The organism is Rhizobium sp. PRIMUS64 (assembly GCF_023006465.1).
Classification (GTDB): Bacteria; Pseudomonadota; Alphaproteobacteria; order Rhizobiales; family Rhizobiaceae; genus Rhizobium; species Rhizobium leguminosarum.
The window spans coordinates 125,830-148,514 of record NZ_JALBGX010000001.1 but is presented as its reverse complement, the minus strand read 5'-3'; the positions used below and the strand labels follow the sequence as shown (position 1 = coordinate 148,514).

Here is a 22,685-nt window from a genome sequence, read left to right as displayed (position 1 = left end):
GCGTCAATCCGCAGGCATGTTGGCGGCATCGTTAACCTTGACGGTCTTCACGGCCAGCGGTCCGAGGCTCCACTTCTTCATGATGGTCTCGTAGGCGCCGGAGTCCACCATCTGCTGCAAGGCGGCAACGACGCTGTCGCGCAGTTGCGGGTTGTCCTTGGCGGTCAGCATGCCGAGATAACCGACGGCAAGGCGGATATCCGGCAGCGCCTGCAGGCCCTTGCCGTTTCCGGTCTGGTGTTTGGTCGTGTAGACGCTGGTGGCGTAGCCATTGACCGTGGCGTCAGCCCTCCCAGTGCGTACGGCCTGCAGCACATCCGGCATTTTCGGGATCGACATGATGTTGACCGGCGTCGCGCACTTGGCCGATGTCGCCTCGACCATCTTCGCCTGGAAGGTACCGACAGGAACGGCGACCTTCTTGCCGCACAAATCGTCCATGCTTTTGATCCCGAGCGGATTGTCCTTGCCGGTCATGATCGTGGTGGCGTCATACATGTAGTCGATCACGTCGACCTGCTTTTCGAGTTCCGGGTCGTCGTTGATCCCCGAGATCGAGATGTCGAAGCGCTTTGCCAATATGGAGGGCACGATTGCAGCACCCGCGCCGACATCGGTCATCTCAACATCGACACCCAGGATGACGCCGAGTGCGGCGGCGATATCGGCATCGATGCCGATCAGCTTGCCGTCTTCGCCGTGAAAGCTGATCGGCGGGGTCAGGTCGGTCGCGACCTTCAGGACGCCCGATGACTTGACGGAGGGCGGCAGCCCGTCGGCGAGCTTCTGCGTGAGGACGACACCGGGGAGCTTGGCGACATCGGCATCGGCCGTCATCTTCTCGGCGGCACTCTCGGCGGCATGGGCAGAGGCTGCGATCAAGGTGACCATCGCTCCGGCAACTCCGGCCTTCAAGATTTTCTGAATGCGCATCATGTGATCCCCTTCCATTTTTGTATCGGTGAATTCTCGGGATCATCCATGCAATCGTCGTGCCACCTGCAGTTATTGATCAATAATTATCTGATATTTATACACTTTTTGTCGATGACGATATTTCGGACACAGTTTCGCAGTATTATTCGCATAAAGTTTCGAACATCGAATGCACAATTTTTATGCTACCTGGCCCTGTCGTATCATTTTTGACCGACTCATCCGCCCACAAGACCAAAAAAACGCCTCCTCAGATGCCAAATCCCATGATTTTCGACACATGGTCGCCTGCTCAGAGGCCGTGACTGCGGCTATCTGATGCTCATTTAATATACGATGCTGGCGAAAATTTATACAAAACATAAATTCGAATTTTCAATTTAATATCTCTTATTATAAACTTTCGAAACTTTATAAATCATAAATATCGATTATTTTTCATATGTTTGCTTCTATCGTCAAGCGCGAACTGCAAAACTGGCATGCCGCTTGCAATTCGCTTTTCATGAACAAGCTCGACGCAAAATTCCTCGCTGGACCGCACCTCCGTCTTGTGCCGGAGACAGCGCAGCAGTCCGTGACCCCGCCCCAGAACCAGGGAGGCCCTATGCCAGGCATACCGAATACGGCTGAACGCAAACGGCTCAGTGTTCAGGGCCTCACCCACAGCTATGGTGGCCAGAATGCCATCAGCGACGTGGCCTTCGATATCGAGGCCGGCGAGATCGTTGCCCTGCTCGGGCCGAGCGGCTGCGGCAAGTCGACCGTGCTGCGTGCCATCGCCGGGCTGATACAGCCGAAGACCGGCAGGATTGTGCTCGGGGATCAAGACCTCGCCAATGTCTCGGCCCGCTCGCGCGGCGTCGGCATGGTTTTCCAGAACTATGCGTTGTTTCCGCATCTGACGGTCGCAGAAAACATAGCCTATCCGCTCGCCTGCCAGAAGCTTCCCCGCGCCGAGCGCAAGGAGCGCGTCGAGGAGATGCTGTCTCTCGTCAGGCTCAAAGATTATGGAAACCGCCTGCCGCGGGAACTCTCCGGCGGTCAGCAGCAGCGCGTGGCCGTCGCCCGCGCCATCGCCGGACGCCCGTCCCTTCTTCTGCTCGACGAACCCTTTGGCGCGCTCGACCGCGCCCTGCGTTTCGATCTGCAGGTGGAGCTGCTGCACCTGCAGAAGACGCTCGGCATCACGACGCTGATCGTCACGCATGACCAGGAGGAGGCTCAGAGCCTCGCAAATCGCCTGGTGCTGATGAACCAGGGCAATGTCGAGCAGATCGACACGCCGATGGCGGTCTACGATCGCCCGAAGACGCTCTTCGTCAACACCTTCATCGGCCAGGCCAACCTGCTCAACGGAACGGTGCTGCGGCTCGATGCTGACAGCACCCTGATTGGCCTTGCCAATGACCGGACCCTGCTCCTGCCGCGCCGGCTGAGCTTCACTCTCGGCTCGAAGCTCACGATCACCTTCCGTCCGGAAGAGGCTCGCCTGTCGACGCAGCCGAGCGAGAGCACCTTGCCCGTCCGTATGACGGTTTCCGTCCCGCTCGGCCCCTCTCTCGTCCATGACCTTGTTCTAGAAGACGGCACAGGCCTGCGCACGTCCGAGGTCAGAGGACCCACCACATTCATTCCCGAACCGGGAACACAGCTATTTGCAGAGATCGACACCGCAAGGTGTCACGCCTTTCCGGCCGAACCGGAAATCATGAGTGAAGAAACAGATCAACAGAGGTGAACGTTATGAAGGACTTTCAGATTACCCGTCGCGGGTTCGGTTTCCTGGCGGCCAGTGTCGCCGCATCTGCCATGCTTCCGCTTGCAGTCCGCGCTGCAGGCGGCGGCGCTGTCGCTGCCACCTTTCCAGGGAGCTGGGAGGACGCCTATCGCACCGTCCTGACCCCGATGGTCAAGGATGCAGGTTATGACCTCACGGTTGCTCCGGCACTCGCGCAGGACCAGCTCGCTAAGATCATGGCGAGCCCCGGCAACCCGCCCTATGACACGCTGCTGATGTCGCCGGGCCAGATGGCGGTCGCCATCGAGAAGAACCTGATCCAGAAGATCGATTCGAGCAAGCTCAAGAACTGGGGAATGCTCGATCCGTCCTTCCAGGGCGAATACGGCCCAACCGTGACCATCGAAGTCAACGGCATCGCCTACAATCCCGATCTCGTTCCGAAGCCGAAGGGCTATCGTGATCTCTTCGAGAACCCGGCCTATAGTGGCAAGGTCTCGTGGACGGGCTTTGCCTCGAACACCGCCGTGATGGCCTATACCGAAATCGCCAAGATCTTCGGTTCTGGTCCCAACGACATGGATGCCGTCTTCAAGCTGTTCAAGGACCATCCGGAGCATCTGAAGGGCGTCGTCGACAGCACCAATCACCAGATGACGCTGTTCCAGCAGGGCGAAATCGCCGTCTTCATGTGCTCGACCGGCAACGTCGCGCATCTGAAGAGCCTCGGCCTCAACGCCGAGTTTGTTCATCCGGAAACGGGCTCGCCGGCAGCCCCGGTCAACATCCATCTGACTAAGGGCTCCGCGAACGTCGATGCGGCCTACGCCTACATGGATGCCGCCATCTCCAAGGCTGCCCAGGATCAGCTCAAGGAACCGCCGACCGAGATGTTCCCGACCAACAAGGATGTGGCGCTGACACCTGGCATCGAAGCCTATGTCACCCGCGACCAGATCAAGACCATGGTCTATCCAGACTGGGTCGCGATCAACAAGAACCGCGACGACTGGATTCGCCAGTTCGACGCCCTCGTTGCCGGCTGAGGTGATGTGATGAAGGCGAGCGGCTTCCCATACGTCCTACCGATGCTGTTGCTTTCCGTGGCGTTCTTCGCAACGCCGCTCGCCGTCCTCGTCGGTTTCAGCTTCGCCGGCTCCGGCGGAGCAACCCTCGAACATTATGCCCGCTTCTTCGGGGACGCGTTCAATTTCCGCGTCCTCGTCAATACCGCAAGGCTCGGCCTTGAAACCGTCATCGGCACGACCTTGCTCGGCGTGCCGATCGCGCTTCTCTACTGGCATGGCGGCCGAAATCTGCGGCAGGTGCTGATTTTCCTGACGCTCATTCCGATGCTGACCAGCAATGTCGTGCGCACCTTCGCCTGGATCGTCATCCTCGGGCGCCAGGGGCCGATCAGCGAAGCGCTGGTTGGGCTCGGCCTCGTGGGCATGCCGACGAGCCTGCTGTTTACCGAACTCGGCCTGGTCATGGCCATGTGCCAGATCGACCTGCCACTGATCATCCTGCCGCTGATCGCGATCCTGTCACGCACGCCCGTCCAACTGACGGAAGCCGCCCAGGTTTCCGGCGCCGGTCCTTGGCGCATCCTTGTCACCGTGCTTCTGCCGCTGATGCTGCCGGGCCTGCTGGCAGGCTGGATCCTCGTCTTTGCCAGCACCAGCAGCTCCTTCGTCACCCAGGCCGTCATCGGCGGTGCGCGCAACGTCTATGTTCCGCAGCTGATCTACCGCGAAGTCGGCACGCTATTCGACTGGCCGCTGGCCTCGGCCATCGCCGTCGTTCTCCTGCTGTCCACCGGTTGCCTGCTGGTCGCCCTTACCATGATGTCCCGTCACAGGAGGTTGGTCGGTCATGCGTGATCGTCGCGAAAATCCCATGCCCGTCATGCTCTACAAGGCATTCGTCTACGGTTGCGGCGGGCTCTGCGTCATCTATCTCGTGGCACCCATCGTGATAGCGCTGACGATGTCGTTTACCTCGGGGCAGACATTGAAATACCCGCCGCAGGGCTTCTCGCTCAGGTGGTACGCGGCGCTGCTCGATCCCGTGCGCTCGGCCACCGAACATATCGCCGCCTGGAACTCGCTGAAGATCGCCGGCCTTGCCGTCCTCGGATCGCTGATCTTTGCGGTTCCGGCAACCATCGGCATGACGCGCATGAAGCGCAGCACCGCCGGCACCATCGAGCCGCTGCTGCTCGCCCCGCTCGTTCTGCCGAGCCTCGTCTACGGCCTTGCCGCCTTGATCGTCGCCAATTTCATCGGCTTCAAGCCGTCGCTCTGGCTGACCGTATCAGGCCATGTGGTCGTCTTCGGACCGTTGATGTACCGAGCCGCCTCCGTCGTCGCCCAAGGACTCAATCCCTCGCTTGCTGAGGCATCGACCACCATGGGCGCGAGCTGGTTCATGACGCTGCGGCGTGTGACCTTGCCGCTGCTGATGCCCGGCATTCTGGCCGGCGCTTTCCTCGTCTTCATCCAGTCGCTCGATAATGTGTCGGTATCGCTTTTCCTCGCCGACGCCCGAACGACCGTCTTGCCGCTGCGCATGTTCGCGCTGATCGAGGAATCGCTTGATGTGCGCGTCGCGGCAATCTCGGGAATTCTGATCGCCGTGACGCTGGTGGGACTGCTGGTTGCGCGGCGCGTTCTCGCGCCGCCGCGGCAGGCCTGAACAATCCGTCATTGACCTATGCCTGAACTTGGAAGGAACAAACTCATGAACATGCGCCCGACAAACGCTGGCGCCTATCGGATGGGATCGCTGCTGGCCGATTTCCAGCCGGATTTCGATTTCTCTGCCCCGCTGCCGCTTCCTGTCGAAGAGTTCGAGGATCGCCTTCGCAGAATTCGCCGTCAGGCGGTCGAAGCCGGTCATGACGCGCTGATCGTCCATGCCGGCAGTGTCGGGTGGTTCCACGCTTCGAATGCCTATTTGCGCTATATCTGCGACTGGATGCGCGAGGGCGTGCTGATCATCCCGACCGACGCCGACAAGGCGATGGTGCTTCTGTCCTTCTTCACGCAATCCGTCCTGCTGCCGCCGGGCGGCGAGCCCGTACTCGTCGACGAAATCTGGCAGATCGGCCCGATCGGCCGCGAGTATGCCGACCGCCCCGGGGATTCCGTCGTCAAGACCGCCGAGAAATGCGCAAAGGTTCTCGCCGATCTCGGTCTCGCCAAGGCCCAGATCGGCAGGATCGGCGACCGCACTTCGCTGACCCTCTGGTCTGCGCTCGACGAACTGATGCCGAAGAACAAGTTCGTTGCCGACAACGCCATTCTCGACCGCATGCAGAAAGTCCGCTCGCCGCGCGAGATCGAGATCTTCCGCGCCGCCGCCCAGCTGATCAGCATCGGCACGCAGGCTGCCTATCATGTGGCAAGGCCCGGCGTGACCGACCATGAAATCCTGGCCGCCTTCACCTATGCGCAGATGGCACTCGGCGGCGAGACTGGCGACGGCTACCAGATCGGTATCAACGAATTCGGCACGCATTGCGGCAAGCCCTATGGCCACATCGTCCGCCCGGGCGACCTCATCAACCTCTACATCTCCAACGTCACCTATCGCGGCTATACGGCCCAGACCGCCCGCATGATCGCGATCGGCGACATCACCAGCCATCAGGAGGATGTGCTTGCCGCCTGCACCGAAGGCGTCAAGCGGGCCGAAAGGCTCGTCAAACCCGGCGCATTGATGCGCGACGTCAACAATGCCGCCTTCGAACCGATGATCGAGCGCGGCATGCTCATGTCACCCGAGGCACGCACCATGCCCTATAACTGGTCGCCGATGGAAGACGGCGGAGCACGCCTGATCCCCAATCAGTATGTGAAGGACATCGACTGGGAGGCGCAGGGCCGCAAGCTCATGCATGTCTATCCGGCAACGCACGGACCGCACAATCCGAACCTCGGCCATTCGGTCGGCATGGCCGGCGGCCAGAACAGCTTCAACATCTCCTCGCACAACTACGACAGGATGGAGGAGGGCATGGTCTTCGTCCTCCACACCCAATGGCTGGAACCGCTGTCGGCCGGCTGCAATATCGGCGACATGTATGTCGTGACCAAGGACGGTTTTGAGAACCTCAGCCGCCATACCCCGCTTGAAACCCACCGCGTCGCTGCCGAGGCCTGACATGACCCATCATAAACAACACACGCATTTCGATTTCGCCAAGCTGACCGAGCGCGAGCGTTACAAGATCCTCATCGGCACGGTCATCCCGCGCCCCATCGCGCTGGTCACCACTCTGAGCAAGGAAGGCCTGCCGAATGCCGGCCCGTTCAGCTTCTTCAACGTTCTCACCCACGACCCGGCAATCGTTGCGATCGGCGTCGAGAATTATGGCGACATGCGCTTCAAGGATACAGCCCGCAACATCCGCGAAACCGGCGAATTCACGGTGCACATCTGCGACGACGCGCTCGTCGAGCGGATGGAGGTCTGCGCCATCAAGTTCGGGCCTGAAGTCGATGAACTCTCGGAAGCCGGACTGACAACGGTACCGGGACAGATGGTCAGAAGCCCACGCATCCTCGCAGCCCCCGCAGCGCTGGAATGCCGCCGCCACACGACCCTGCAGGTCGGTCCCGCCCGCGAAATCATCCTTGGCGAAGTGCTCGGCGTCTATGTCAGAAGCGATGCGGTCAATCCGGCGAACCTGCACATCGACCAACAGCGAATGGATGCCGTCGGCAGGATGGGCGGCCACACCTATGCCAGGACGCGCGACCAGTTCGACATCAAGACTCTGACGAAGGAGGAGTGGGCTTTGCGCCAAGAGGTTTCGAATGCGGCCACCGCTTGAGCTTGCCACCAATCCGAGATTTTCTCACGGACCTCGTCCGATCCTCACGCCGACATATCGAGCATCAACTCCTTCTTGTCGATCCCGCGAGCAATTTGGGGGGGCGACAGCTCATATCGCATCAAGGCGCCGGAGTGTTCTTGGAGTTCACCGCTTCTCGGAAATGACGGGGGGTCGTACCCGTTCGCTCCTTGAAAATCTCGTAGAAGCGGCTGCTGGAACCAAACCCGCAGTCAAATCCGATCTGGAGGACAGGATCGTCCGTGTCTGCGAGAAGCTGCATCGCCCGGGCAATCCGATGTCGGGTCAGGTATTCGTTGACTGATATCCCCAGAATCTTTCGGAAAGCGCTGTTAGCGGTGCTTGGATGCATTCCCGCAAGCTTGGCGAGATCGGGCACGCTTATCGCATCTGCGTATCGGGAATTGATGAGGTCGATCAGCAGCTCGACGTGGCGCACCGCGTGGTCAGCCAACGATGTCGGAGAGACATGGGTTGGCGAATTGTCGATTTCAGCATTGTCCAGGATCAGACGTCGTATTCGCAGTCGTACTTCCTCGACGATCAATTTCCGTCTTGCCGCACTGCCGCCCTGCCATTCCTTTTCCCATCGTGGGAGTGTCAACGCATCCATCGTTTCCTGATTTGCTTGCGCCAGAAACCTCCCCTGCATGATCGACTGCCTGGCCTTTCTGTCCACCGGCAGACCAAGGAAATCGATAAGGGGAAGATAGAGACATACGAGGGGCGCGTTTTCGGCAACAGCGATCGTCTGATGGGGAATTGCGGCCCAGAATAAAACCAGGCGGCCGGCCTCAACCTGTTCCTGCCTTCCATTGAAAAGGTAGGTCATCTGGCCTGCCATGAGCAGGTTTAATTCAACGTGGTCGTGCCAATGCGGTGCGGCCATCGCATCAGCGATGTGACGCTCGATCAGGAACTGCCCTCGGGATCCAATCCATTCGCCGCGGCTTTGGCTATGTTTCATTTGTAGAAGACTCGAATCCCGGAATTAATAAGCCGATAGCAGGAAGAAATTCTGATCTAGAAGGAGCAATAAGCAATCACAACCGATGGGGAGATTGCAATGCCGAAGATTTGTCTGGTTGGCGCTGGTAGCACCGTTTTTGCCCAGAACATTCTGGGAGATGTCCTGTCCTCGCAGAGAGGCGGCGACTACGTCATCAGCCTCTTCGATATCGATCCAGAGCGACTGAAGACCTCAGAAATCGTCGCTCGCCGGATCTGCGAGTCGCTTAAGCTTTCAAGCGTCAGGATCGACGCCACGCTCGACCGGCGGGAAGCACTGCGCGGGTCTGATTTCGTGATCCTCATGATGCAGGTCGGTGGCTACAAGCCGGCTACCGTCACCGACTTCGACATTCCGAAAAAATATGGCTTGCGTCAGACGATCGCCGACACCCTTGGCATCGGGGGTATTTTCCGCGGTTTGCGGACGATACCAGTCCTTGAGGCGATCTGCCGAGACATGCAGGAGGTTTGCCCGCGGGCTCTTCTGATGCAGTACGTCAACCCGATGGCCATCAACTGCTGGGCGATCAAGGATCTGGCCCCGGAAATCCGGACAGTCGGCTTGTGTCATAGTGTGCAACACACAGCCCGGCATCTCGCGCAATGCCTTGGCGAGGACATTGCCGACGTGAACTACGTTTCGGCTGGGATCAATCACGTCGCCTTCTTCCTGAAATATGAGAAAGTTCACAGCGACGGACGGCTGGAAGATCTCTATCCGAGACTGAACGCTCTCGCCGCCGATGGCCGCGTTCCGCCGGACGATCGGGTGCGGTTCGATGTGCTCAAACGGCTCGGCCACTTCGTCACCGAATCCAGCGAGCATTTCTCCGAGTATACCTCCTGGTACATCAAGGAGGGACGAGGGGATCTGATTGATCAGCTCAATATCCCGTTGGACGAATACATCCGGCGCTGCGAAGTGCAGATCAAAGAGTGGCATGCCTTGCGGAAGGAACTGGAAGGCGACAAGCCGATCGAGGTGTGCCGCAGCAATGAATACGCGGCCGGCATCATTCATGCCGCGGTAACCGGCAACCCGGCGCTGATATACGGCAATGTGCCAAACAACGGCCTGATCGAGAATCTGCCCGATGAATGTATCGTGGAAGTGCCTTGCCATGTCGACAGAAACGGAATTCAGCCGGTCCGGGTCGGTCGTATCCCCTCTCAGCTTTCCGCCGTCATGAACTTGAGCGTTTCTGTTCAGCAGTTGACGGTCGAGGCGGCTCTTACAAAAAACCGCGAGCGCATCTACCAAGCCGCTCTGCTCGATCCGCATACGTCTGCGGAATTGTCTCCAGACCAAATCTGGAACCTTGTCGACGACCTGATCGATGCGCACGGCGATTTGCTGCCGAGATATCAGTGAAATCCCGCGGGTAAGCCAGCCACAAGCGCTGCTCGGGATGGCAGTTCATTCGTTAGTGGCGCGCCGTGAATTCACGGCGCGCCTTTTTTCATTCCGGCTCTCATCCAATAAATCACAAAACGTCAGAAAATTGATTGACACTGATCATTTGAAATGAAAATGTGATCGAACTTGGGATGGATCGTGAGGGAGATTTTCGTTGAGCCAGGCAGTCGGAGTGAAGGTCGATCGGCTGGATGCCATTCGCAGCCACCTCTACGCGAACGGCTTTTCGACCATCCAGGCTCTTGCCGATGCCATCGGAGCATCGCTCGCCACGGTTCGTAGAGACCTGCAGATCCTTGAGCAGGAGGGGGCCATTGATCGCGTGCATGGTGGAGCGCGCATTGCCGAAGGATCTTCGGTTGAGGTTGCATTTCAGGAGCGGGAAAAGCGCCATCTTTCGGCCAAGCGGGCGATTGCCACCGCGGCCTACGATCTGCTTCATCCGCGTACGGCAATCTTTCTCGACGCGGGAACGACCGTCCTGCAGCTTGCGCGCCTCGTTCGCATCAACCCCATGCCGCTCAGGATATTCACCAACGGCCTGACTGTAGCGCAGGAATTCCTGAATATTCCGAATTTGGAGGTGGTGCTTCTCGGCGGTCAGCTCCGTAGCGAGAATGCGTCGCTTGTCGGACCTCAGGCGGAGGCAATGCTGGAAACTTTATGGTTCGACCAGCTCTTTCTTGGCGCCAGCGCCATTAGTTCCGACGGCGCGATCTACAGCGTGGACAGTGCGGAAGCGAGCCTCAACAAGCGCATGCTGGCTCGGTCGGCCAATCGTTTCGTCCTGGCCGATTCCTCGAAATTTGGAACCACGGCGACCTACAAGGTCGCGCCGCTGGACACCGCGAAAGTCATTACCGATTCCGGGCTTTCGCGGCATTGGCGCGACGAGCTTGTCAACTTCGGCGTCGACGCAACGATCGCCGATCTGAGGGCGAAAGAGTGAGCGACGCGCTGATCCTCGGCATCGACGGTGGCGGAAGCAAGGTGCTGGTTGCCCTCGCGGACAAGCGTGGCCGGATATTGCGGCGTTCCCGCGGCCACGGGGTCAATCCCATGGACAATCCGAATTGGCTCCAGGAGCTGGAGCAGCATCTCCTTCCCTTTTGCGATGAAGGAAATCTGGCGGCCGTCGCCGCAGCGCTGCCCGCCTACGGGGAGGTTGAGCGCCTGTCGGTTCTACAACGGGATGCGATCGAGCGCCTGTTCCCAAACGTCCACCGGCGCGTCCTCAACGACGTCGACGCGGCGCATCTCGGTGCTTTTGCGGGTGAGCCGGGTATCCTCATTCTTTCCGGCACGGGTTCAATGGCATGGGCGCGCAATTCTGAAGGCCAGTCGGCGCGCACTGGCGGCTGGGGAGATCTCATCGGCGACGAGGGCAGCAGCCATTGGATCGGACAGAGGGCGCTCAACCTTGTCAGCCAAAGCTTGGACGGGCGTGCTCCGGCAACGGCTCTCGCAAAGGCCTTGTTTGACCACCTTCGCATCGACCCGAGCAATCCCATGAATGGCCTCGGCGATTGGGCCAGCTCCTTGGCGAATCCACGGGCAGACATTGCAGCAATTTCGGCCCTCGTCGATCAGGTCGCACTTGGCGGCGACAAAGGGGCGATCGGGTTGATCGAGCAGGCCGCCGATGAACTGGCGAAGCATCATGCGGCAATTGCCGGCCATTGTGATCCGGATTCCGGCTGGACCTATGCCGGCGGTACCTTTTCGAGCCGGCTACTTCTGGAGGCGCTTGAACGCCGTATTGGCAGGCCTCCGGCTTTGCCGAAACTTCCCCCCATTGGCGGCGCGCTTCTGGCTGCCGCCCAGCTTCTCGACTGGCCGTTAGACGACGGCTGGTTCGGGCAAATGGTGGCCACGGCCGAAGGCGGTGACTGCGCATCCCAGTGAATTGAGCTCAAGAATAATGAAGGATGGGAACATGCATAAATTGATCTTGCCTCTACTTGCATCAGCAGCCCTGGCAATCGCCGTACCCGCTCTTGGCCAGGACGCCAAGCCGCTTGCCGGCCAGTCGATCACGGTGCTCATGCCATCGCCGCAGGGACCGAATATCGCCTCTGACTTCGAGGCCGAAACCGGCATTCACGTCGACCTGCAGACCTTGTCTTGGGACGACATCCGCCCGAAGCTGGTGACAGCTTTGGTTGCCGGGACAGCGCCGGCTGATGTGACCGAATTCGATTGGTCCTGGACCGGTCAGTTCAGCGCCGCCGGTTGGTATATGCCGCTTGACGATGTGATCGACGCCGACACCGTGAAAGATATCGGTGTTGCGAAGATCTTCACCGTCGACGGCAAGTTATTGGGTATCCCCTACACCAACGACTTCCGGGTGATGCTCGTCAACAAGAAGCATTTCGCGGATGCAGGCATCACCGAGATGCCGAAAACATTGGATGCGCTGGTCGCTGCAGCCAAGAAGATCAAGGAAAAGGGCATTGTCGAGTATCCGATCGGCCTGCCGGTTTCAGCAACCGAAGGCGCGTCAACGAGCTGGTACTTGCTGACCAAGGCCTTCGGTGGCGAACTCTTCGACAAGGACTTCAATCCGCTCTTCACCTCGCCGGATTCGGCTGGTTACAAGGCGCTTGCTTTCGAGCTGATGCTCCTCAAAGAAGGGCTGGTCGATCCGGCGTCTACCGGCTTGAAAGACAGCCAGATCAATGAGAGCATGTTCGGGCAGGGCATCACCAGCATCATGATCTCCGGTGAGCCCGGTCGTCTCGGCCAGATGAGCGACCCGAAGCAGTCGAAAGTCGCCGGCCAGGTTGAAGCGATCCTCGTGCCGACGGCGAGTGGTGAAACGCGCAGTTTCGGCCTTCCAGAAGCGCTGGCTATTCCAAACGTCTCTCCCAACAAGGAGGCGGCGATCGCCTTCGTCAAATGGTTCACCAGCAGGGACTTCCAGAAGAAGAATGCCGTGAACGGCTTCCTGCCGACCCGCACGTCGGCGCTTTCCGAACTCAACGAGTCTGGAAAGCTGAACAGCGGCGATGCTCTCGTGGCACAGTCCAAAACCGTTGAGCCGCTCTTCCCGCAAGGCACGCCGCCTTGGTATCCGCAATTTTCCAGCGGCGTAAACACAGCGATCAATAGCGCTGCCAAGGGACAGATGAGCGTCGACCAGGCGATGGAGGCTATCGCTTCCGCCGCCAAGCAGGCAATGGCGCAATGACCGCTTTGGCGTCCGAAGGGGCCACGAGCAAGCGTGGGGTCGGCTTCAACGCCGACGCCACACTCGGCTTGCTGTTGGTGTCGCCCATCGTTATCACGATGGCAGCTTTGGTCTTCTACCCGATGGGAAGAACCGTCTGGGACAGCCTGCACAGGGTCAACCCCATGCAGGCCGGCACTCCATTCATCGGCCTGGAAAACTACAGCCGAATGCTATCGGATGGCCAGCTCGCGACCACCTGGAGCAACACGCTCACATACGTTGTTCTGGCCGTCGTCGCCGAAACCGTGTTTGGCGTTCTTGCCGCCGCTCTCATCAATCAGATCAAGGTCGGGAGGCAGTGGGTTCTCGCAGCAGTGATCTTGCCCTGGGCGCTGCCCGGCGTTGTAAATTCGGTCATTTGGCTTTGGATTTATCAACCTGGTGCGGGTCTGTTGAACGGCATTCTTTCGGCGCTCGGGCTCCCCTTCGAAAATCACGTCTGGTTCAACGATCGCACAAGCGCCATCGTCGCCGTAACAATCGTCCACGTCTGGCGCATGATGCCTTTGACGATCGTCATCGTCCTTGCGGCGATGCAGAGTATCCCTGCTCATCTCTATGAGGCTGCGCGAATCGATGGAGCGACGCGCGTTCAGATGTTCGGATGGGTAACCCTTCCGCTGGTTCGCAGTGCGATCGCTGTCGCCATGACGAACGCAACCGTGAATGCTTTCAATCTCTTCGACGAGGCCTGGGTTCTGGCGGGTGCCAGCCTCGAGACCCGACCGGTGCTCGTCCAGATCTACCTCGAAACCTTCCAGAATCTCCGCTTCTCGTATGGCATGGCGCTATCGGTCGTGATCACTCTCGTGTCTCTGCTGATTTCGCTGGTCTACGTCCTTCGTGTCTACCGCAACACACGGTTCGACTGATGAAATCCACCATTGCCTATCGAATGATGATTTGGGCCGGCGTCGTTGTCCTGTTGATCTGGTCTTTAGGGCCGATCTACTGGACCATCGCGAGTTCGGTTACGCCCAGCGACGACTTTTCGACCCGACCGATCAACTTCTTTCCGCAGCACTTTACGCTCGATCACTACTCACGGCTGCTTGGCATCAATATCGCGCGGATCGGAGGTGTTGAGGTATTCAAACAGTTCCGGGCCGCGTTGCTCAATAGCGTGGTGACATCAATCGCTGCCACGCTGCTTTGCGTCGCGATATCCGCTCTTGGCGCGTACGCGTTCACCAGGCTTCAGTTTCCTGGCCGCAAAGTGCTTTTTGTCGCTGTCGTCGCGACTTTGGCCATTCCTGCCTACGCGGTCTTGATTCCGCTCTATCAGATCATGATCAAGCTGCATCTCGTCGATACCTATGTGGGCGTCTCGCTGATCTATGTCTCGGCCTTCCTGCCCCTGTCGTTATGGCTGCTGCGGAGCGTGTTCGAAGCTCTTCCGATCGCACTGGAGGAAGCGGCGCAACTCGACGGAGCCGGCCGGCTCTACATCTTCTTCAATATCGTCCTGCCGCTGGCCGGACCGGGTCTGACGGCAGCGGCGATCCTCACCTTTCTTGGTGCATGGGGACAGTATCTCGTACCGCTCATTTTTTCGCCGCAGGCAACGAAGCCCTTGACCGTTCTGATCCCGGAATTCGTAACCAAGAACTTCATCGACTACGGCCTCATCACGGCGAGCGGCTCGATCGCCATCGTCATTCCCGCCCTCGTCGTCATTTTCCTCAACCGTTACCTCGTCAGCGGCCTGTTGGCTGGTTCAGTCAAATAATCGGAGACTTCATGAACACGACCGAAAAAGTTATTTTCGAGCAATTCCCCTACTGGGAGAAGGCGATCGGCTCGAATTCAGCTGCCGATAGGGCGGAGCTGCTCGTCTTCGTCGGCTGTGGCACGTCTTTCAATCTTGCACTTTCGCTGGCAGCCTATGCCAATTTGGCCGGACGAAAGGCAATCGCGGTGCCCGGCGCCGAATGGCAAAACCGCCCCTCGGCCTTCTGGCCGGAGTGGCGCAACACGCACGTCGTCGCGCTTTCCCGCAGCGGCGAGACGACAGAAACAGTCGCCGCAGCAAAAGCAAGCCGGGCCGCCGGCGCCTTCGTGACGGCGATAACGGTCGAACCGGAAAGCACTCTTGCGAAAAATTGCGATCGGATGGTCGCGGCCGAAACCCATCCGGACGAAGGTATCGTCATGACGGTATCGGCGAGCCTCATGGTCCTTCTCGGTTTGCAGATGATCGGGCAGAAGGTTCCTGTCTCTGTCGTGAATTCGGCTCGCCAGCTCGCGAGCGCTCTCGATGCCGCGCTGCCTGGAATTATCGCCGACCGGTCGCACTTCGTCTTTCTCGGTGGGGGACCCCTCTTCGGCGTCGCGCTGGAAGGAGCGCTCAAGCTCATGGAAATGAGCCAGATCATGACCCAGGCCTTCCACCCGCTGGAATACCGGCATGGGCCGATCAGCCTCGTTGACGGGAAGACGGTTGCAGTCATGCTGTACAGCTCCGACCAGAGGGAGGCGGAGACGAAACTGGTGGGAGAACTGAGAGAAAAAGGCGCGGTTGTCATCGGTGTGGGTGGTCCGGGCGATCTGGAACTCGCCGTTGATGTCGATCTGTCACTTGCGGGTCTCGTTGTCCTTCCGGCGCTGCAGGTCCTCGGCGAACGGGCCGCGCAGACTCGGCAAATCGATACGGTTTCTCCCCGTCACCTGACGAAGGTTGTGACGCTCGCATGACGAGGATCGAAGAGAACCGGCAGATCGCGTTGCGAAAGCTTTTCGGTGCCGGAAATCTGCCCTTTCCACATGGCGTCACTTCGGTCTGCTCGGCTCATCCGCTGGTCATTGAGGCAGCCCTTCGGCGTGCCGGCATGGAGCACCGGGCGGTCCTCATCGAAGCCACCTGCAATCAGGTCAATCAGGAGGGCGGCTATACCGCGATGACGCCGGTGGACTTTCGCCGGTACATCGAGAACGTCGCCGCAGCGACTGATTTTCCAGCCGAACGCATCATCCTGGGAGGCGATCATCTCGGCCCCAACCCATGGAGGACGTTGGCGGCCGAGGAGGCAATGTTGCGCGCCATGGCTATGGTGACGGCCTATGTCGAGGCAGGGTTCGAAAAGATTCACCTGGACACGTCGATGGGCTGTGCCGGTGAACCAACGGCGCTCGATGACGAATTGACCGCGGCGCGGGCCGCTCGATTGGCAAAAGCCGCCGAAGAGGCCGCTCTTCGTTCAGGCCGCCGTCCGCCGGTCTATATCATCGGAACCGAGGTGCCGCCTCCGGGTGGTGCAACGCACGCACTCGAAGAGATCGAAATTACGCGAGCCGATGCGGCGATGAAAACCCTCGCGGTTCACCGGGCGTCGTTTGCCGAGGCAGGTTTGGCGTCGGCGATGGAGCGGGTCATTGGGATAGTGGTTCAGCCGGGTGTGGAATTCGGCAACACGGACGTGGCGCTCTACAAGCCTGAACGGGCCAAGAGCCTCATTCGTTCGCTCGACGACATGCCGGGCTTGGTTTTCGAAGCACATTCCACCGACTACCAGCCGGCCGAAGCCTTGTCTGCTCTCGTTGACGGCGGCTTTGCAATCCTCAAGGTCGGACCAGGGCTGACGTTCGCGCTGCGCGAAGCCCTCTACGGTCTCGATGCAATCGCTGATGTGCTTGCAGGGAAGACGCCACGAACCGGACTGATGACGACCATGGAAAAAATCATGGTTGAGCAACCGGCAAGCTGGGCGGGCCACTATGGCGGCAGTCCCGATGAGCAGCGACTGCAACGGCATTTCAGCTATAGTGATCGAATTCGCTATTACTGGCCGGATCCTCGAGCATCCGCCGCGGTCGGTGAATTGTTCAGCCGGCTTCCTGATGAAATTCCCGAAACTCTGATCAGCCAATATCTCGGCCGACTATATTCTGACGTGGTGTCAATGCGGGTCGCTCCGAAGGCCCGCGAGCTCTGCCTTGCTGCGGTCGACGCGGTATTGGCGCCTTATTCAGCCGCCACGGCAAGCCCATGAGCAATCGACAGCCGTGTCACACGAGCGGCTGCGTCCCGAAGATATCAATATTCAGCCGGAGAAAGTTATGGCGTCAGTAAGTGTGGCGAATGCCCGCAAGAGCTACGGTCACTTCGAAGTTCTGCATGGGGTGGATATTGATATCCAAGACGGCGAGTTCGTTATCCTGGTCGGCCCGTCCGGGTGCGGGAAGTCGACATTGTTGCGGATGATCGCCGGCCTCGAAGAGATTTCAGCTGGTCGGATTTCGATCGGCAGCAAGATCGTGAACAATGTCGCGCCAAAAGAACGCGATATCGCGATGGTTTTCCAGTCCTATGCGCTCTACCCCCATCTGACAGTCGAGGCGAATATGGGTTTTTCGCTGAAGCTGGCGAAAGCACCCAAGGAACAGACCAGGCAGCGTGTTCGAGAGGCCGCTGAAATTCTGGGGCTCCAGCATCTGCTCGACAGATATCCGAGAAATCTGTCGGGTGGCCAACGCCAACGCGTGGCGATGGGCCGTGCCATCGTTAGAAATCCGCAGGTCTTCCTGTTTGACGAACCATTGTCGAACCTGGACGCGAAGCTGCGTGTGCAGATGCGTTCCGAAATCAAGCAACTGCATCAGCGACTGAAGACAACGACCATTTATGTCACCCACGATCAGATCGAGGCGATGACGATGGCCGATCGGATTGTTGTGATGCGGGACGGCTTCGTCGAGCAGATAGGCTCGCCGTTGGATCTCTACGACCGACCGGCAAACCTTTTCGTGGCCGGCTTTATCGGTTCGCCGGCGATGAACCTTATTCGAGGGCAGGTCAGCACTTCGGGGCCGCTGGAGTTGATCGCGGACGGCGGAGGTAGGTTACCACTGCCCGAAGCAGCGTCATTGGAACGCGGCGCGCAGATTATCTACGGCATTCGCCCTGAGCATCTCACAATCGGACAAGGTCCTGCTACCGCTGAGGTCGTCCTCGTTGAACCTACTGGTGCTGAGATCCAGATAACCACGAAGTTTGGCGCCGATCACCTCGTTGCGACGGTAAGAGAGCGCCTTGATCTGCGCGCCGGCGACCAGATCGTCATTGCCCCAGATCTCAGCAAACTGCATCTGTTCGACGCGAGAACCGAAAGGCGGTTGAGGTCCGTCTAACCTGATGATTTTCCGGCAGAACGTGACATGGAGTTCAAGCTGATGACAGGTCGGAGAGTCGCCCTCATTCGACATCGTGCAGCAACGCTGGCGGACGATTCGGTGCGGGTCAGTGTCCAGGGCTGCCAGCGGCGGCGATGATCTCCGCCGCGGTCGGGAAGATGGAGAGGCTGTTCGGTCCGTCGAGCGCCTCGATTTGTACCCAGCCGATGGTGCCGTTCGCATTGACCAGGAAGTGCCCGACGAGCTGGGTAGCATGGTTCGCGAAGATCGCATTATCGGCTTCGTCAAGCTCAAAGCCGTCCTTGGCGTTGAGTATCGTGTTGGCTTCCATCGGGTGCAGCGGTTCCGGCAGCTCGCCCGTGGGGTTGATGCGTGCCGCCAGGAACTGCGCCATCGTTGCACCATAAGGCCATTCGGGCTGCTCGCAACTCCCTTCGGGCAGGAACTCGCCATGCGGCACACCGTAGGCTCGATGCGTGCGGCAGTCGGGGTCACACAGAAGCGTTATTGGCGTCGGCCGGTGGCGGAAATACAGGCGGGCACGTTCCACCGGCGTGTTGATAACGGCCACGGTCTCCACACCGGCGGCGCGCAAGGTCGGCTGTACGCTGGCAAGCTGTTCTAACTGGCGCCGGCAGAACGGGCAGTGCAGCCCGCGAAAGAACCCGATGACGAACGGGCGACCGCTCAAGTCGGCGAAAGAGACGGTTCCGTCGAAGTTGGCCGTGGCAAGTGCGAAGGCGGGGGCGGTTTCTCCTGGTTGCAGCGGGCGTTTCTGGTCTCCCATGGAATAATTCCTTTGTCGTATCGTCCAGGTGGACGACCGAAATTTGACTATACCACTTGTGTCGCAAGAAGGCCCAGTGTTCGATGTTGAGATCGCCGAATGTGGTTCGGCATGGCATTTGCCGCTCTGACCGGCGTCGAAGCTGACCCTTTCATTGAACCGCCTGACGTCGTCGAGAGCTTGCCGGTATCGATCGCCGCTCCTATCTTATTTAGAACAGACTAATGGAGCAATGAGATGGCGGAACTTGTGGCTGACACTCTATTCGACACGACGATCGAGATCATTCCTCCGGAAGACATAAAAGAACAACCAGACGGTGCTGCTTGCCTTTGCTGCAAGCGCCGGCGTCGGTGGATGGATGATGACGGCTGCGGCATCTGTGAGGAATGCCTGGCCTCGTGATCGACACAAGAGGGGCACAAGGCGATGGTCATCCGTAGCGCCGGACTTTTGATATACCGGCGTGTTTCCGGGGACATCGAAGTCCTTCTCGTCCATCCGGGCGGCCCTTTCTGGGCTAGGAAAGACGAGGCTGCGTGGTCGATCCCGAAAGGGCTGGTCGAGGCTGGAGAAGACGAGCTCGCGGCGGCAATAAGGGAGACTGCCGAAGAGCTTGATATAGCGGTCAATGGCAGGTTCACACCGTTGGGCGAATACCGACAACCTGGCGGAAAGATAGTTATCGCTTGGTCGATCGAAGCCGATCCGGTACTGGACGTGAATGCGATACAGAGTTCCGAATTTCAAATGGAATGGCCGCCACGGTCAGGGCGGGTAAAGAGCTTTCCAGAGGTTGATCGTGCGGGATGGTTTTCCCTGCCCGACGCAGCCATAAAGCTCTTGAAAGGGCAGCGACCAATGCTTCCCGACCTCCTGACGCATCTGGAACGAGCGGCCCGAAGTTATTGATCGAGCCGTCATCTCACTGCACTCATGCGTGAGGTGCGCGGCAGCCATGAGTTGCTTCTGAAGACAGCAATCCTATCTGACAGTCACGCCATGTGACTGAAATCGAGAAATTGGAGCTGCGATCCGCCTTGGGCACGCGCGAGGAGACAATCATGAACGGCATTTCCAAAACCCTGAACGACATGACGCTTGTCGAACGCTCGAGCCTGCTCGACACCGTCGCCGACGCCTTGGAAGCAACGGCCGAGGAGGCAGAAGGTGAGGGCGACGCCCGCTTCGTCGCCAACTCCATCTGCGTCGCGAATACGATTCGCGGACTATCCGGCGATCTCACGCCGCGCGATCTGCAGGCGGCCGAGTTGCTGCTTGAGCAGGGCATCATGCTCGTCCACCAATTCTCGAACCGCGCGAAACCGAACCGAGTGGTCCACTAGCCGAGGGCGAGGGCGGCCCTGTCAGCAATGCGCTGTGTCAGTGTGGACGGCGGTTGATGGATTGAGATAAAGCCGTTAATCCGCGCTGGGGATAACGGATGCTGCCGGACCCTAGGAGAACGAGCGGTCTCCGCCGCGGCACCGTTGGGAGCCCGGAGATTAGCAGACACGCCAGGAAGGCTTTATTTCTCATGGATTGCCGGTTCAACGCGCAGCCGTATCGAATGGTCGATATGGCGGGGTTCGCCTTTCTTCGATCAGGGGAAGCGTGATGCAGCCTGGTCGCACGGGCCTTGCCGTATGCATGATGGTGGCCGCCGCTTTCTTAAATAGTCTCGACGCAGTCATCGTACGCTTGCTGGCCGGCGACGTGCATCCATTGATGATCGGCTTTTTCCGGTCGTTTTTCGGACTTCTTGTCGTCACGCCCTGGATCGTGTCACGGGTCGACCTGGAAGCCTCACCCTATCGTGTTCTGCATGTCGTGCGCGCGGGTCTGAAGCTTGCCTCACTGGTCGCATTGTTCGTCGCCTTTGCGCACGCACCACTCGCCGATGCCACGGCGATCAATTTCACCATGCCCATGTTTCTCGTTCTCGGTGCGTGGCTGGTGCTCAAGGAACATGTCGGCATCTCCAGCGTGGCAGGCATTGTCGCAGGTTTTGTCGGCGTCATGATCATCATTCGCCCCGGAGCGTCCGGTTTCGACCAATGGCTGCTTTTTGCACTGGCAGGAGCGGTCTTGACGGCGGCCAGCCAATTGATGCTGCGGCGGATGGCATTGAGGGATAGTGCGGACCGGCTGGTTGCATGGAATCTGATAGCGACGGTGCCGCTTGGCGTAATCCTCATGCTGCCGGTCTGGTCAATGCCGACCTGGAGCCAACTCGGGCTGCTTGCTATGCAAGGAGCCCTCGGAGCACTGAACATGACGCTGATCACGCGTGCCTTCGGCATGGCGCCAGCAAGCGTTCTGGCACCGCTCGACTTTCTCCGACTGCCCGTCGTCGCCCTGATGGCCTTCTCATTTTTCTCGGAAGTTCCGGCCGCACAGACGTGGATCGGCGCGGCGGTGATCATCGGCGCGGCCTTTATTGGAACCCGCGGTATCACATGGCGACGCAAGCCGCCGGTTGATTAGCCCTGATCATTTTTGGGGTTCACAAAAATTTTAGATGAACTAATATTTCAGTTGTAGCGACTGATTTTGAAGTCGTGCCTGTTGCCGGAGGGCATGACAGGTGGCTTCGGCACAGACGAAGACGAGACATCACGGCCCCTATGGGTTCACTCGGGAGGAGTGGTATGAAGAGTTTCATCGGCAAACGCGCGATCGCCAGTGGCGTATCGCTCGTGGTGCTTATCGTCATCGTGTTCTTCCTCTCCCGGCTGACCGGCGATCCCACCGACCTCTATCTGCCGATCGACGCGACCACGGAAATGCGCCAGCAATTCCGTGAGATGAACGGTTTCAACGATCCGTTGATCATGCAGTTCGGTCGTTATGTCTCGGATCTTGCACAAGGTAATTTCGGTCAGTCGCTGCGACAGGCCCGTCCTGCCATGGATGTCGTGCTGGAGGCCTTCGTCTGGACCTTCTGGCTGGCTGTCATCACCATGGTGCTGGTCACGATCGCCGCGATCGTCATTGGGTCGCTTGCGGCGTTTCGCGTCGGCGGCATCTTCGACCGTCTCGCCACCTTCTTCTCGTTGATCGGCGCCGCGGCGCCGGATTTCTGGCTGGCCATCGTGGCGATCGTCATTTTCGCCGTCAAACTGCATGTCCTGCCGACATCAGGAACGGGAACTATCTGGCACTGGATCCTGCCGGTCAGCGTCCTGTTCATCCGGCCCTTCGGCCTGATCCTGCAGGTGGTCCGCGGCTCGATGATCAGTGTTCTGTCTTCCGCCTATGTGAAGACGGCCCGCGCCAAGGGGGTCCGCTCGAACTCAATCATCTTCATTCACGGACTGCGCAACGCCATGCTGCCGGTGATCACAGTCATCGGCGACCAGGCGGCCGCCATCTTGAACGGTGCGGTTGTCGTCGAGACGGTGTTTGGCTTTCCCGGCATCGGCAAGCTGATGATCGATTCCATCCTGCTTCGCGATTTCGCCGTCGTGCTGGCCGTCATCATGGTCTCGGCGCTGGCGATCTTCATCATGAACCTGTTGATCGATATCGCCTATGCGCTGCTCGATCCGCGTATCCGGTATTGAG

General features: G+C 59.2%; 23 protein-coding genes. 20 read left to right on the top strand and 3 right to left on the bottom strand.

The window, feature by feature from the left end:
* Positions 1–3: 3 nt before the first annotated feature.
* Positions 4–936: an ABC transporter substrate-binding protein gene (locus MOV76_RS00710; RefSeq protein WP_247263579.1), complete on the bottom strand. Its 933-nt coding sequence runs from the start codon at positions 934–936 to the stop codon at positions 4–6.
* A 505-nt stretch (positions 937–1,441) separates the two neighbouring features.
* Between MOV76_RS00710 and MOV76_RS00705 the strand changes: the two genes are divergently transcribed.
* The 6 genes from MOV76_RS00705 to MOV76_RS00680 are packed head-to-tail and all read left to right on the top strand — an operon-like array spanning position 1,442 to position 7,517.
* The gene (locus tag MOV76_RS00705) at positions 1,442–2,677 is read left to right on the top strand and encodes an ABC transporter ATP-binding protein (protein WP_047620200.1); all 1,236 of its coding nucleotides are present in this window, start codon (positions 1,442–1,444) and stop codon (positions 2,675–2,677) included.
* Positions 2,674–3,723, top strand: a complete 1,050-nt coding sequence (locus tag MOV76_RS00700; RefSeq protein ID WP_018444757.1) for an extracellular solute-binding protein — start codon at positions 2,674–2,676, stop codon at positions 3,721–3,723. Before MOV76_RS00705 ends, MOV76_RS00700 begins: the two co-directional genes overlap by 4 nt.
* Positions 3,724–3,732: 9 nt before the next feature.
* Complete coding sequence (locus MOV76_RS00695) at positions 3,733–4,560, top strand: ABC transporter permease (protein WP_018444758.1); 828 nt, start codon at positions 3,733–3,735, stop codon at positions 4,558–4,560.
* Positions 4,553–5,374 (top strand): ABC transporter permease, encoded by an 822-nt coding sequence (locus MOV76_RS00690; protein ID WP_018245629.1) that lies wholly within the window; start codon positions 4,553–4,555, stop codon positions 5,372–5,374. The genes MOV76_RS00695 and MOV76_RS00690 overlap by 8 nt, the downstream gene beginning before the upstream one ends.
* Positions 5,375–5,419: 45 nt before the next feature.
* On the top strand, positions 5,420–6,844 hold the full coding sequence (locus MOV76_RS00685; protein ID WP_018245630.1) for a Xaa-Pro peptidase family protein: 1,425 nt from the start codon (positions 5,420–5,422) through the stop codon (positions 6,842–6,844).
* Between the two features lies 1 nt (position 6,845).
* Positions 6,846–7,517: a flavin reductase family protein gene (locus MOV76_RS00680; protein WP_247263578.1), complete on the top strand. Its 672-nt coding sequence runs from the start codon at positions 6,846–6,848 to the stop codon at positions 7,515–7,517.
* Between the two features lie 121 nt (positions 7,518–7,638).
* Here the strand turns inward: MOV76_RS00680 and MOV76_RS00675 are convergent, their stop codons facing one another.
* Positions 7,639–8,505, bottom strand: coding sequence for a helix-turn-helix domain-containing protein (locus tag MOV76_RS00675; RefSeq protein WP_247263577.1), 867 nt, complete (start codon positions 8,503–8,505; stop codon positions 7,639–7,641).
* 99 nt (positions 8,506–8,604) lie between these two features.
* On the opposite strand from MOV76_RS00675, the gene MOV76_RS00670 reads away from it, so the two are divergent.
* The 9 genes from MOV76_RS00670 to MOV76_RS00630 all read left to right on the top strand — a co-directional run bounded on the left by MOV76_RS00670 (position 8,605) and on the right by MOV76_RS00630 (position 18,328).
* Positions 8,605–9,921: an alpha-glucosidase/alpha-galactosidase gene (locus tag MOV76_RS00670; RefSeq protein ID WP_247263576.1), complete on the top strand. Its 1,317-nt coding sequence runs from the start codon at positions 8,605–8,607 to the stop codon at positions 9,919–9,921.
* A 199-nt stretch (positions 9,922–10,120) separates the two neighbouring features.
* Positions 10,121–10,915 (top strand): DeoR/GlpR family DNA-binding transcription regulator, encoded by a 795-nt coding sequence (locus MOV76_RS00665; RefSeq protein WP_247263575.1) that lies wholly within the window; start codon positions 10,121–10,123, stop codon positions 10,913–10,915.
* The gene (locus MOV76_RS00660; protein ID WP_247263574.1) at positions 10,912–11,871 is read left to right on the top strand and encodes a BadF/BadG/BcrA/BcrD ATPase family protein; all 960 of its coding nucleotides are present in this window, start codon (positions 10,912–10,914) and stop codon (positions 11,869–11,871) included. Before MOV76_RS00665 ends, MOV76_RS00660 begins: the two co-directional genes overlap by 4 nt.
* A gap of 31 nt (positions 11,872–11,902) precedes the next feature.
* On the top strand, positions 11,903–13,159 hold the full coding sequence (locus MOV76_RS00655; protein ID WP_247263573.1) for a sugar ABC transporter substrate-binding protein: 1,257 nt from the start codon (positions 11,903–11,905) through the stop codon (positions 13,157–13,159).
* Positions 13,156–14,073 (top strand): carbohydrate ABC transporter permease, encoded by a 918-nt coding sequence (locus MOV76_RS00650; RefSeq protein WP_247263572.1) that lies wholly within the window; start codon positions 13,156–13,158, stop codon positions 14,071–14,073. The genes MOV76_RS00655 and MOV76_RS00650 overlap by 4 nt, the downstream gene beginning before the upstream one ends.
* Positions 14,074–14,096: 23 nt before the next feature.
* Positions 14,097–14,930 (top strand): carbohydrate ABC transporter permease, encoded by an 834-nt coding sequence (locus MOV76_RS00645; protein ID WP_020493433.1) that lies wholly within the window; start codon positions 14,097–14,099, stop codon positions 14,928–14,930.
* Between the two features lie 11 nt (positions 14,931–14,941).
* The gene (locus MOV76_RS00640; RefSeq protein ID WP_247263571.1) at positions 14,942–15,895 is read left to right on the top strand and encodes an SIS domain-containing protein; all 954 of its coding nucleotides are present in this window, start codon (positions 14,942–14,944) and stop codon (positions 15,893–15,895) included.
* Entirely contained in the window at positions 15,892–17,190 is a 1,299-nt protein-coding gene (locus tag MOV76_RS00635) for a D-tagatose-bisphosphate aldolase, class II, non-catalytic subunit (RefSeq protein WP_247263570.1), read from the top strand. Before MOV76_RS00640 ends, MOV76_RS00635 begins: the two co-directional genes overlap by 4 nt.
* Positions 17,191–17,257: 67 nt before the next feature.
* Entirely contained in the window at positions 17,258–18,328 is a 1,071-nt protein-coding gene (locus tag MOV76_RS00630; RefSeq protein ID WP_247263624.1) for an ABC transporter ATP-binding protein, read from the top strand.
* 109 nt (positions 18,329–18,437) lie between these two features.
* On the opposite strand, the gene MOV76_RS00625 is transcribed toward MOV76_RS00630, so the two are convergent.
* Positions 18,438–19,118, bottom strand: coding sequence for a redoxin domain-containing protein (locus MOV76_RS00625; protein WP_018245642.1), 681 nt, complete (start codon positions 19,116–19,118; stop codon positions 18,438–18,440).
* A gap of 237 nt (positions 19,119–19,355) precedes the next feature.
* Here MOV76_RS00625 and MOV76_RS00620 point away from each other — a divergent pair, with 237 nt between their 5' ends.
* From MOV76_RS00620 to MOV76_RS00600, 5 genes are all read left to right on the top strand, one after another.
* Complete coding sequence (locus MOV76_RS00620; RefSeq protein WP_018245644.1) at positions 19,356–19,523, top strand: hypothetical protein; 168 nt, start codon at positions 19,356–19,358, stop codon at positions 19,521–19,523.
* Positions 19,524–19,547: 24 nt separating this feature from the next.
* A complete protein-coding gene (locus MOV76_RS00615; RefSeq protein ID WP_222335357.1) occupies positions 19,548–20,030 on the top strand; it encodes an NUDIX domain-containing protein in 483 nt (160 codons plus the stop codon).
* A 152-nt stretch (positions 20,031–20,182) separates the two neighbouring features.
* Complete coding sequence (locus MOV76_RS00610; RefSeq protein ID WP_018245646.1) at positions 20,183–20,464, top strand: hypothetical protein; 282 nt, start codon at positions 20,183–20,185, stop codon at positions 20,462–20,464.
* Positions 20,465–20,735: 271 nt separating this feature from the next.
* Entirely contained in the window at positions 20,736–21,605 is an 870-nt protein-coding gene (locus tag MOV76_RS00605) for a DMT family transporter (protein ID WP_247263569.1), read from the top strand.
* 164 nt (positions 21,606–21,769) lie between these two features.
* Positions 21,770–22,684 carry an ABC transporter permease gene (locus MOV76_RS00600; protein ID WP_018245649.1) on the top strand — a complete coding sequence of 305 codons (915 nt, stop codon included), beginning with the start codon at positions 21,770–21,772 and terminating at the stop codon, positions 22,682–22,684.
* Position 22,685 lies beyond the last annotated feature (1 nt).

Coding starts and splice junctions, on each gene's coding strand:
- MOV76_RS00710 (WP_247263579.1), bottom strand. CDS start 936: ATGATGCGCATTCAGAAAATCTTGAAGGCCGGAGTTGCCGGAGCGATG.
- MOV76_RS00705 (WP_047620200.1), top strand. CDS start 1,442: ATGAACAAGCTCGACGCAAAATTCCTCGCTGGACCGCACCTCCGTCTT.
- MOV76_RS00695 (WP_018444758.1), top strand. CDS start 3,733: ATGAAGGCGAGCGGCTTCCCATACGTCCTACCGATGCTGTTGCTTTCC.
- MOV76_RS00690 (WP_018245629.1), top strand. CDS start 4,553: ATGCGTGATCGTCGCGAAAATCCCATGCCCGTCATGCTCTACAAGGCA.
- MOV76_RS00685 (WP_018245630.1), top strand. CDS start 5,420: ATGAACATGCGCCCGACAAACGCTGGCGCCTATCGGATGGGATCGCTG.
- MOV76_RS00680 (WP_247263578.1), top strand. CDS start 6,846: ATGACCCATCATAAACAACACACGCATTTCGATTTCGCCAAGCTGACC.
- MOV76_RS00675 (WP_247263577.1), bottom strand. CDS start 8,505: ATGAAACATAGCCAAAGCCGCGGCGAATGGATTGGATCCCGAGGGCAG.
- MOV76_RS00670 (WP_247263576.1), top strand. CDS start 8,605: ATGCCGAAGATTTGTCTGGTTGGCGCTGGTAGCACCGTTTTTGCCCAG.
- MOV76_RS00655 (WP_247263573.1), top strand. CDS start 11,903: ATGCATAAATTGATCTTGCCTCTACTTGCATCAGCAGCCCTGGCAATC.
- MOV76_RS00650 (WP_247263572.1), top strand. CDS start 13,156: ATGACCGCTTTGGCGTCCGAAGGGGCCACGAGCAAGCGTGGGGTCGGC.
- MOV76_RS00645 (WP_020493433.1), top strand. CDS start 14,097: ATGATGATTTGGGCCGGCGTCGTTGTCCTGTTGATCTGGTCTTTAGGG.
- MOV76_RS00640 (WP_247263571.1), top strand. CDS start 14,942: ATGAACACGACCGAAAAAGTTATTTTCGAGCAATTCCCCTACTGGGAG.
- MOV76_RS00635 (WP_247263570.1), top strand. CDS start 15,892: ATGACGAGGATCGAAGAGAACCGGCAGATCGCGTTGCGAAAGCTTTTC.
- MOV76_RS00630 (WP_247263624.1), top strand. CDS start 17,258: ATGGCGTCAGTAAGTGTGGCGAATGCCCGCAAGAGCTACGGTCACTTC.
- MOV76_RS00625 (WP_018245642.1), bottom strand. CDS start 19,118: ATGGGAGACCAGAAACGCCCGCTGCAACCAGGAGAAACCGCCCCCGCC.
- MOV76_RS00620 (WP_018245644.1), top strand. CDS start 19,356: ATGGCGGAACTTGTGGCTGACACTCTATTCGACACGACGATCGAGATC.
- MOV76_RS00615 (WP_222335357.1), top strand. CDS start 19,548: ATGGTCATCCGTAGCGCCGGACTTTTGATATACCGGCGTGTTTCCGGG.
- MOV76_RS00610 (WP_018245646.1), top strand. CDS start 20,183: ATGAACGGCATTTCCAAAACCCTGAACGACATGACGCTTGTCGAACGC.
- MOV76_RS00605 (WP_247263569.1), top strand. CDS start 20,736: ATGCAGCCTGGTCGCACGGGCCTTGCCGTATGCATGATGGTGGCCGCC.
- MOV76_RS00600 (WP_018245649.1), top strand. CDS start 21,770: ATGAAGAGTTTCATCGGCAAACGCGCGATCGCCAGTGGCGTATCGCTC.